This is a genomic window from Stenotrophomonas sp. DDT-1, from assembly GCF_001580555.1.
GTDB lineage: Bacteria > Pseudomonadota > Gammaproteobacteria > Xanthomonadales > Xanthomonadaceae > Stenotrophomonas > Stenotrophomonas sepilia.
Map to the genome: position 1 here is coordinate 96,118 of NZ_LEKR01000013.1, position 9,061 is coordinate 105,178.

A 9,061-nucleotide genomic window follows, 5' to 3' on the forward strand; every position below is an offset into this window, starting at 1 on the left:
CTGTGCCCCTATCCGCAGTGATGGCGCGCGCCGGTCGGCTAGGGCAGCGCCTGTTGCAGGTACGACTCGATGACGTAGCTGAAGGGCTGCTGCTGGCGATCGCGCAGCAGCGCGCGCACTTCCAGGACCACGCCGTGTTCGCCTTCGCCACGCGGTGGCCAGAACGTCTGGTCGGCCAGTGTCTGGCGCTGGAAGCCGAGCGGGCCGACCACGCGGCCAAAGGGTTCGTCGGTGCTGTCCAGCACCTGGTTCATGGCCGGGCTGAGATGGTCCGGCAGGTACCAGTTGTCGGCCTCGGAGAGGACGCGGCTGCCACAGACCAGCTGTACCCGGCGGTAGCGCAGCGCGGTGCCAGGCTTCGTCGCACCCAGCGCCTGCAGCACATCGGCGGGGGCAGGCTTGTCCTGGCCATGCACACGCACGGCGCGCACCCGCGCCTGTTCGGCCAGGCCGTGTTCGGCGCACCAGTGTTCCAGGGTGGCGGTGGCGCTCTGCCCGGACAGCACGCGCTGGTGCAATCGCTCGACCAGAGCAGCCGATGCGATGCGCTGTTGGCCCGGCGGCGCCTGCAGCGGCGCGGTGGCGGCCGCATCGGCGGCGGACAGGCTGGCCATCGGGGCAGCAGCGAGCAGGGACGCGGCCTGCCAGCGGCGGAGGCGATCGTGGCGGTCGGACGGGCCCATGCGGCATCACAGCGGAAACAGGCGCCCATGTTACCCGTTCAGGCGTGTGCACGGCGTGGCTGCGACCGGTTGTCGCACGGTAATCATCGTTCTGGTGAATGCGTTCCATCCAGATATTTCGTTGGCCGATGGCAGCGCCGGCGCTCAGGATGGCGCCATGGCTTGGCTTTCCCGGAGTTCCGATGACGCTTCAGTTCGTCCATGGCGGCGTAGACCGCTACGGCGCGCCACTGCATTTCCATGTCCGTGACGGCCGCATCAGTGGCCTCAATGTCGAGGCCTCGCCGGCCGACGGGGCGGAATGCGTCGACCTGCAGGGCTTCGCGGTCCTGCCCGGGCTGGTCGACGGCCACATCCATCTGGACAAGAGTTTTGTCGGCGACCGCTGGCACCCGCACCAGCCGGTGAACAGCCTGCGTGAGCGGTTGGCGGTGGAGAAGGCCGCAGTAGCGGGTGCCGCGCCGATGGTGGACCGTGCCGAGGCATTGATCCGCCAGTGCAGCCGCTTCGGCACGGTGGCCATGCGCTGCCACGTCGACATCGACGGCAGCACGGGTCTCGGCCATCTCGAAGCGGTGCGCGAGGCGGCGCTGCGCTGTGCCGACCTCATGCGCATCCAGTTGGTAGCGTTCCCGCAGGCCGGGGTGATGTCCTGTCCGGGTACCGCCGCCGTGCTTGAGCAGGCCCTTGCAGCGGGCGTGGAGGTGCTGGGAGGCATCGACCCGACCATGCTGGATGGCGATGCTGAAGGCCAGCTGGCACTGCTGTTCGGCCTGGCCGAGCGCTATGGCGTGCGCCTGGACATCCACCTGCACGAGCCCGGCGAAACCGGACTGGCCCAGTTGCTGCGCATTGCCGCGCGGACCCGGGCCGCTGGCCTGCAGGGGCGGGTGGCGGTCAGTCATGCCTACTCGCTGGGCGACGTGCCGCTGGCGCGCGCGTTGCAGGTGGGCGAGGCGCTGGCCACGGCGGGTGTGGCGATCATGAGCAACGCGCCGGGTGATCATCCATTTCCGCCTTTGCGCGCACTGCATGATGCGGGCGTGCGCGTGTTCGCCGGCAACGACAACATCCGCGACTGCTGGTGGCCTTACGGCAACGGCGATCTGCTGCAGCGGGCGATGCTGCTGGGCTACCGCTCGGGCTTCTACACCGATGCCGACCTGATGCTGGCGCTGGACATGGTCACGACCCATGCGGCGCAGGTGATCGGGCTGCCGCAATACGGTCTTGTGGAAGGGCATCCGGCCACTTTCGTGGCCGTGCGGGCCGATCATGGCCCGGCTGCCGTGGCCGGGGTGCCGGTGGAGCGCCGCGTAGTGGTGGATGGCCGCTGGCTGTAGATCCAGGCCGCACCAACCTCTGTAGCGCCGAGCCATGCCCGGCGGCTTTCAGGCGTAATCGTCGGCGCGGGTAGCGACGAATTCTTCCAGCCACGCCAGCAGATGGGCGATGTCGATGACCTCGCCCTGCTCCACGCGCTTGAGCAGCAGGGTGCCGGCGCCGATCTGCAGGCTGCTGTCGGCATAGCGCAGCACCGCGTCGATGCCCCAGGCATCGGTAACCTGCATCCAGGCCAGGCCTGGCACGCGCTGGGCCAGGGTGTCACCGAGCGCCACGCCCAGGGCTTCCCAGCCGCCGCAGTCGTCACGATCGATCAGCTCGGCATCGACCACGCGCTGCAATGTGCTGGCGGCCAGCGGCCATTGCACCGGCAACGTCGGGAAGCTGGCGGCCACGCGCGCGGCGATCAGTGCACGCTGGTGCTGCAGGTGCGTCTGCAGGGCTGCAGGCAGGGGATCGAAGCGCGTCGGGGGTTGGTCGGACATGGCGAGGCGCCGTGGAGCACGGAAACAACAGGTACTGTAGCCGGTGATGTAGTGCCTTGGTGCGGCAGGTCTGATCAGATATCGATGATCAATGCGCGAACTCTGATTGCATCCGCAGGTGCAGCATCAAGGTCCGCATACGTCATTCTGCGCGGCTCAATCGTCCTCTCATGGGCTCAGCTGGACTTTAGCGCTTGCTGGATGATGATCTCCTCGAGGGCCTCAAGCAGATGATTGATCTCGATGGCCTCGCCTTCTTCGACGCGCTTGATCAACAGGGTGACGGCGCTGACGATGCTATTGGCCTCTCCATAGCGGAGAACCGCATCGACGCCCCAGGCATCGGTTACCTGGATCCAGGCAAGTTCCGGTACACGCTGTGCCAGACAGTCACCGAATGCGACCCCTAGTGCTTCCCAACCGTCACAATCATCGTGATCGATCAGTTCCGCATCGACTACGCGTTGCAGCGTGCTCGGCAGCAGCGGCCATTGAACAGGAACGGTGGGGAACGCAGATGCGACGAGGGCAGCAACCTGTGCACGCTGCTGCTGCATGTGCGCGATGAGTGCAGGTGGCAGCGGATCGAACCGCATGTCGGCTTCGTCCTTCGAAGCAGGGGTCAAAGTAACCTGGTACGTGCTGGTCATAGGCGGGGTAATCCGGAGAAGGGCGTTCACCACCCTATCGCCCAGACTTTGGGTACGCCATCAGTGGGCCGTTTGCGACAAGCATGTATTTGCTGGCGCACCAGTGCCCTTTTCGATGCCGGAGGGTCGTTTCGATCCACACATGGCGTGGATCTACTGTGGTCAGTCCGGCTCGCGCTGCACCTGCCGCCACAGCTCGCTGGCCAGTGCCCGCACCGCATCATCGGCATCGGCACGATGCAGCAGGCCGATTTCGTAGTTGTCGATCACCGGCAGCCCACGCTCGCCATCGATGATGCGGTGCTCGCGCGTGACCGCGCGGCGCGGCAGCAGGCTGATGCCGATGCCATCGGCCACCGCGCCCAGGATGCCACTCAGCGACGAACTGGTGAAGGCAATGCGCCAGCGCAGGCCCAGCGCTTCCACGGCGTGGATCATCTCGTCGCGGTACAACCCTCGCGGCGGAAACGTGACCAGCGGCAGTGGGTCCTGCTGCAGGCAACTGCTGCGCAGGCTGTCGATCCAGTGCATCGGCTCGCGCCGGCAATGCACCGCCTGGCGACTGTTGCGGCGCTGCTTGACCAGCACCAGGTCCAGCTCGCCATGGTCGAAGCCCTGCGCCAGATCACGGCTCAGGCCGCTGCTGATCTCCAGCTTCACCTGTGGGTGGCGACGGCTGAAGGCGGCCAGCATGCGGGTGGTCTGCGGGTTGACGAAGTCTTCGGGTACGCCGATGCGGACCGCGGTCTCCACCATCGCGCCGGCCAGCGCCTGGGCCATTTCCTCGTTCAGGTCGAGCATGCGCCGCGCGTAGCCGAGCAGGGTGTGGCCGGCGTCGGTGGGGTGCACATCGCGGTGGCCGCGCTCGAGCAGGCGATGCCCGGCCAGTTCCTCCAGCCGCCGCACCTTCTGGCTGACCGTGGACTGGGTCGAATGCAGGCGCGTGGCCGCCGTGGTGAAGCTCCCGCAGTCGGCCACCATCACCAGCGCCCGCAGCAGGTCCAGTTCGAACAGGGTTCTATTCGATTTGGCACTGTCTTGCATTTGAACATTTCACTTCTGGATACCCGGGCCGACTTCTACCATGCGGGGCAGGGGCCGGCAATGCGCGGCCCCTGTGACCATCGCCCTGCGGCGATGGAGAAAAGGAGACACCGTGATGCGCTTCCATTGCCCCGCTGGCTGGCCTGCACCGTTCACGCGCGTGCTGTTGTTGTGTCTGCTGGCCATGGTCGCCCCTGCCTGCACTGCTACGTCCAGGGCCGACGCAGACGCGCGCCTGCGTGATGCCGCCAGCCGCGGCGATGCCGGGGCGGTGCGCGGAGCACTGGCCGATGGTGCTGATCTGGAGGCGCACGATGGCCAGGGCCGCACGGCGCTGCTGCTGGCCACGCAGGGCAACAACGTGGATGCCGCGCGCGAACTGATCGAGGCAGGGGCGGACGTCAATGCCAAGGATGCGCTGCAGGACAGTGCCTACCTGTATGCCGGCGCGCGCGGCCTGGATGAGATCCTGGCGATGACCCTGGCGCACGGCGCCGATCTGCGCAGCACCAACCGCTATGGGGGCACTGCGTTGATTCCGGCCGCCGAGCGCGGCCACGTCAGCACCGTGCGCATGCTGCTGCGTGCAGGTGTGGCGGTGGACCACGTCAACCGCCTGCACTGGACCGCGCTGCTGGAAGCGATCCTGCTTGGCGACGGTGGCGAGCGCCATGTGCAGATCGTGCAGCTGCTGCTGGAGGCCGGTGCCGACCCGGAGCTGGCCGACGGCGATGGCGTAACGCCACTGGCGCACGCGCGCCAGCGTGGCTATGCCGGTATTGAAACCCTGCTGCGCCAGCACGGCGCGGCGCGCTGAACCGCTACTCCTTCCACCCGCACGCTGGCCGTGCCCACCAGGATGCTGTCCATCATGTTCCGTTCCCGCCTGTTGCCCCTTGCCATCCTTCTTGCGGTGGCGCCGCTGTCGGCATCTGCTGCCGAGCGCGCCGACCTGCTGATCCGCAGTGCCACCGTGGTCGACGTCGAGCACGCCAGCACGCTGGCCGGGCAGAGCGTGGTGATCCGCGGCGAGGACATCGTCGCGGTGGGCCCGGACGCGCAGCTGCGCAGCCAGTGGAGCGCGGCCCGCCAGATCGATGCCAAGGGCAAATACCTGATCCCGGGGCTGTGGGACATGCACGTGCACTTCGGGGGTGGCCCGGCGCTGATCGAAGAGAACAAGGCACTGCTGCCGCTGTACATCGCGCACGGCATCACCACCGTGCGTGACTGCTCCGGCGATCTGCCCGAGCAGGTGCTGCAGTGGCGTGGCGAGATCGCCAGGGGCGCGCTGTTCGGCCCGCGCCTGCTCAGTTCCGGCGCGAAGATCGAAGGCATCAAGCCGGTGTGGAAGGGCACGATCGAAGTGGGTAGCGAGGCCGACGTCGACAAGGCGATCACCCGACTGCAGCACGATAAGGTCGATTTCGTGAAGATCACCGACAGCACGCTGAAGCCGGATCTGTTCCTGTATTCGGCCAGCGCCGCGCGCAAGGCCGGCTTCAAGGCTTCGGGCCACATTCCGATGGCGCTGACGGTGGAGCAGGCGGTCGATGCCGGCCTGGCCTCGATCGAGCACCTGGACTACGCATTCAAGGCCGGCAGCAGGGACGAAGCGCAGATCGCCGCCGACTTCGGCGCCGGCCGCATCGACCGCGCGGAAGCCAATCGCCGCCTCGACGCCAGCTTCGACCGTGACACCGCGATGCACGCCTACCGTGATTTCGCCAAGCGCGGCGTATTCGTGACCCCGACCCTCAACGGTGGCCGTATCCTCGATTTCCTGGACCAGGATGACCACGCCAACGATCCGTACCTGGCCTACATCGGCCCGGGCCTGCGCGCGACCTACCAGTGGCGCGTGGACCGCGCCGCGAAGGCGACGCCGGCACAGATCGAGGCGCGCCACGCGCAGTACCACCAGGTGGCGGCCGTGCTGCCGTTGCTGCAGGAGGCGGGCGTGACGATCATTGCCGGCACCGATGCGGGCTTCCTCAACTCGTTCAACTTCCCGGGCATCGCCCTGCACCAGGAACTGCAGCTGTTCGTGAAGGAGGGCCTGAGTGCGCCGCAGGCGCTGTCGGCCGCAACCCGTTCCGGCCCGGCCTGGTTCGGCCAGATGGACCGCTACGGTGCTGTCGCGCGGGGCAAGGCCGCCGACCTGGTGCTGCTGACCGCCAACCCGCTGCAGGACATCGCCGCCACCGAGAAGATCGACAGCGTGATCCTGCGCGGCAACGTGTATGACCGCGCCGCGCTGGACAAGATGCTGGCCGACACCAAGGCCAAGGTCGCAGCGTGGAACGCCGAGGCTGCGAAGGCGCAATGATTGGCAGGGTCGCATCCCTTCCCAACGGGAAGGGCTCTGACCCTGTGGTCTTGAACGAAATCCACGCCATGCGTGGATGATGCGGCCGGTGACCTAGCGCGGTGCCGGCCGCATGCCGTGCAGCTGCGGCAACGCAGCCTTCATCGCATCGATGAAGGCGCGCAGCCGTGGCGGCTGCTGGCGCGCGGCAGGAAACACGACGTGGACCGGCAGTGCCGGCGCCTGCCAGTCCGGCAGCAGCTGCACCAGCCGCCCTTGTGCGAGGTCGTCGGCCACCAGCCAGACCGAGACCACCGCTGCGCCCAGCCCGGCGCGTGCAGCCTGCTGTACCACGAACAGGTTGTCGCTGAGCAGGCGCGGGCTGATTGACAGCGTATGCGCCCGGCCCTGCGCATCATGCAGCAGCAGGCGTTCGCGGTAGTAGGTGACCAGCGAGATCCACGGCAGTGACTGTGCCTGTTCCGGCGTACTGACCGCCGTGGCGTCCACCAGCGAGGGCGCTGCCACGACGATGCGCGGCACTTCCGCGAGCGGCAGTGCAACCATGCGCGGTTCGTCGACCGGGCCCACCCGGACCGCGCAGTCGATGCCTTCGGCGATGAAGTCCGGGCGGCGATCTTCCAGGATCCACTCCAGGCTCAGCTGCGGGTGCTGGGCAAGGAATGCGAGCATGGTCGGCAGCAGCTGCGCCTGGCCAAAGGCGTGCGGCACCATCACCCGCAGGCGTCCGCGCAGCGTTTCCGGTTCGCCGTTCAGTTCGGCCTGCAGCGACTCCCATTCGTCGACCACGCGCTGCGCATGACGCTGGCAGCGCAGGCCGTCCTCGGTCAGTTGCAGGCCATGGGTGGAGCGCTGCAGCAGGCGCAGGCCGAGCTGCCGCTCCAGTGCCTGCAGGCGTCGGCTGACCGTCGGCTGGGTGGTGCCCAGCTGCAGGGCCGCAGCAGACAGGCTGCCGGCATCGACAATGCGCAGGAAGGTGCGCAGCAGATCCAGGCGATCAGCGCCGGTGGCGAGGTCATTCATGCGTGTGGCGTATGAAAGATATGCACCAGAGCCTACTACAGACGTTTGGCGAATACAGGCAGGATACGCCCACTTCCTCTACCGGGCTCCCCCATGTCTACCTCCTCGCTGTCTGTTGCGGCCGCACCGGCGACCGTGCCTTCCGCCCCATTGGTGCTGGCGATGGCGGCCGGTGCCGGCTTCTCGGTCGCGTCGCTGTATTACAGCCAGCCCATGCTGGGCCTGATCGCCCAGGACCTTGGCGCCGGTGAGCGCGCCGTCGGCCTGGTGCCAACCCTGACCCAGCTCGGCTACGCGCTGGGCATCCTGCTGCTGGCCCCGCTGGGCGACCGCTTCGACCGCCGCAACCTCATTCTGTTGAAGTCCGCGCTGCTGGCGCTGGTACTGGGCGCCGCCGCGATGGCCGGGCACCTGCCGGGCCTGCTGATGGCCAGCCTGCTGGTCGGGCTGATGGCAACGCTGGCACAGGACATCGTTCCCGCCGCTGCGGTGCTGGCACCGGATGCGCAGCGCGGCCAGATCGTCGGCCGGGTGATGACCGGCCTGCTGCTCGGCATCCTGTTGTCGCGGGTGGTCAGTGGCGTGGTGGCTGAAGCGTGGGGTTGGCGCACGCAGTTCGTGCTGGCGGCGGTATCGGTGGCGGCGATGGGCGCGGTGATGGCGCGTGCGCTGCCGCGTTTCGCGCCGACCAGCACGCTGCGCTATCCGGCGTTGCTGGGCTCATTGCTGGCGTTGTGGCGTGAGCAGCCGCAGCTGCGCCGTGCAGTGGCCAGCCAGTCGCTGCTGGCGGTCGGCTTCAGTGCGTTCTGGTCGACCCTGGCGCTGATGCTGCATGCACGTCTGGGGCTGGGCAGTGCGGCGGCGGGTGCGTTTGGTATTGCGGGTGCGGCCGGTGCATTGGCCGCGCCGTTTGCCGGCCGTTTCGCTGATCGACTGGGGTGCCATGCGGTGGCACGGCTGGCGATTGCGGTGGCGCTGCTGGGCTTCGGCCTGCTGCTGGCCGAAGGCTGGTTGCCGGCTGCCGCGCTGCTGCCGTTGCTGGTGGTGAGTGCGCTGCTGTTCGACTTCGGCTTCCAGTCGGCGCTGGTGGCCCACCAGACGCTGGTCTATGGTCTGGTGCCGCCCGCCCGCAGCCGGCTCAATGCGCTGTTGTTCACCGGCATGTTCATCGGCATGGCCGCCGGTGGTGCGCTGGGCAGCCTGGCGCTGGCGCAGTGGGGGTGGCACGGCGTGGCCTGGCTGGCGGTGGTGTGTGCGGGCGGCAGCCTGCTGCTGCGTTTGAAGTAAGGGGGGGGCGTTCGGCAGGGCTTGCAGCCCTGCACCTGCTGGGAGCCACAGCAACATCAACATCAACAGCGTGGATTCCGTGGGGTGGTGGGGCGGTGTCGGAGTGCGGGGACGCCGCAAGTACGTCCGTGTAGGCTTGGCAGCCGCTTGCTCGTGTGCGCTTTCCTGCGCACACGGCAAGACCGGGGTTGGGCGTCCTGCCCAACCCGCCCGAGG

The 9,061-nt window shown here is 67.9% G+C and carries 9 protein-coding genes; 4 read left to right on the plus strand and 5 right to left on the minus strand.

All coding sequences use genetic code 11. From position 1 onward, the window contains the following. Positions 1 to 38: 38 nt before the first annotated feature. Entirely contained in the window at positions 39 to 683 is a 645-nt protein-coding gene (locus AB839_RS09215; RefSeq protein WP_061479109.1) for a hypothetical protein, read from the minus strand. Between the two features lie 182 nt (positions 684 to 865). Here AB839_RS09215 and AB839_RS09220 point away from each other — a divergent pair, with 182 nt between their 5' ends. Beyond that, entirely contained in the window at positions 866 to 2,026 is a 1,161-nt protein-coding gene (locus tag AB839_RS09220) for an amidohydrolase family protein (RefSeq protein WP_061479110.1), read from the plus strand. Between the two features lie 48 nt (positions 2,027 to 2,074). Here the strand turns inward: AB839_RS09220 and AB839_RS09225 are convergent, their stop codons facing one another. From AB839_RS09225 to AB839_RS09235, 3 genes are all read right to left on the minus strand, one after another. Further along, positions 2,075 to 2,512: a DUF3806 domain-containing protein gene (locus tag AB839_RS09225; protein WP_061479111.1), complete on the minus strand. Its 438-nt coding sequence runs from the start codon at positions 2,510 to 2,512 to the stop codon at positions 2,075 to 2,077. A 176-nt stretch (positions 2,513 to 2,688) separates the two neighbouring features. Then, the gene (locus AB839_RS09230; protein ID WP_061479112.1) at positions 2,689 to 3,162 is read right to left on the minus strand and encodes a DUF3806 domain-containing protein; all 474 of its coding nucleotides are present in this window, start codon (positions 3,160 to 3,162) and stop codon (positions 2,689 to 2,691) included. A gap of 162 nt (positions 3,163 to 3,324) precedes the next feature. Further along, positions 3,325 to 4,206: a LysR substrate-binding domain-containing protein gene (locus tag AB839_RS09235; protein WP_061479113.1), complete on the minus strand. Its 882-nt coding sequence runs from the start codon at positions 4,204 to 4,206 to the stop codon at positions 3,325 to 3,327. Between the two features lie 115 nt (positions 4,207 to 4,321). Here AB839_RS09235 and AB839_RS09240 point away from each other — a divergent pair, with 115 nt between their 5' ends. Next, the gene (locus tag AB839_RS09240) at positions 4,322 to 5,023 is read left to right on the plus strand and encodes an ankyrin repeat domain-containing protein (protein ID WP_061479114.1); all 702 of its coding nucleotides are present in this window, start codon (positions 4,322 to 4,324) and stop codon (positions 5,021 to 5,023) included. A 54-nt stretch (positions 5,024 to 5,077) separates the two neighbouring features. After that, positions 5,078 to 6,535 (plus strand): amidohydrolase family protein, encoded by a 1,458-nt coding sequence (locus tag AB839_RS09245; RefSeq protein ID WP_061479115.1) that lies wholly within the window; start codon positions 5,078 to 5,080, stop codon positions 6,533 to 6,535. Positions 6,536 to 6,628: 93 nt separating this feature from the next. On the opposite strand, the gene AB839_RS09250 is transcribed toward AB839_RS09245, so the two are convergent. Next, on the minus strand, positions 6,629 to 7,558 hold the full coding sequence (locus AB839_RS09250) for a LysR family transcriptional regulator (RefSeq protein WP_061479116.1): 930 nt from the start codon (positions 7,556 to 7,558) through the stop codon (positions 6,629 to 6,631). A 93-nt stretch (positions 7,559 to 7,651) separates the two neighbouring features. Between AB839_RS09250 and AB839_RS09255 the strand changes: the two genes are divergently transcribed. Then, complete coding sequence (locus AB839_RS09255) at positions 7,652 to 8,845, plus strand: MFS transporter (protein WP_061479117.1); 1,194 nt, start codon at positions 7,652 to 7,654, stop codon at positions 8,843 to 8,845. The last annotated feature ends 216 nt before the right edge of the window (positions 8,846 to 9,061 follow it).

Bases quoted from the DNA above. Each gene is read 5' to 3' on its own strand.
- AB839_RS09225 (WP_061479111.1), bottom strand. From the start codon at position 2,512: ATGTCCGACCAACCCCCGACGCGCTTCGATCCCCTGCCTGCAGCCCTG.
- AB839_RS09255 (WP_061479117.1), top strand. From the start codon at position 7,652: ATGTCTACCTCCTCGCTGTCTGTTGCGGCCGCACCGGCGACCGTGCCT.
- AB839_RS09240 (WP_061479114.1), top strand. From the start codon at position 4,322: ATGCGCTTCCATTGCCCCGCTGGCTGGCCTGCACCGTTCACGCGCGTG.
- AB839_RS09235 (WP_061479113.1), bottom strand. From the start codon at position 4,206: ATGCAAGACAGTGCCAAATCGAATAGAACCCTGTTCGAACTGGACCTG.
- AB839_RS09230 (WP_061479112.1), bottom strand. From the start codon at position 3,162: ATGACCAGCACGTACCAGGTTACTTTGACCCCTGCTTCGAAGGACGAA.
- AB839_RS09220 (WP_061479110.1), top strand. From the start codon at position 866: ATGACGCTTCAGTTCGTCCATGGCGGCGTAGACCGCTACGGCGCGCCA.
- AB839_RS09250 (WP_061479116.1), bottom strand. From the start codon at position 7,558: ATGAATGACCTCGCCACCGGCGCTGATCGCCTGGATCTGCTGCGCACC.
- AB839_RS09245 (WP_061479115.1), top strand. From the start codon at position 5,078: ATGTTCCGTTCCCGCCTGTTGCCCCTTGCCATCCTTCTTGCGGTGGCG.
- AB839_RS09215 (WP_061479109.1), bottom strand. From the start codon at position 683: ATGGGCCCGTCCGACCGCCACGATCGCCTCCGCCGCTGGCAGGCCGCG.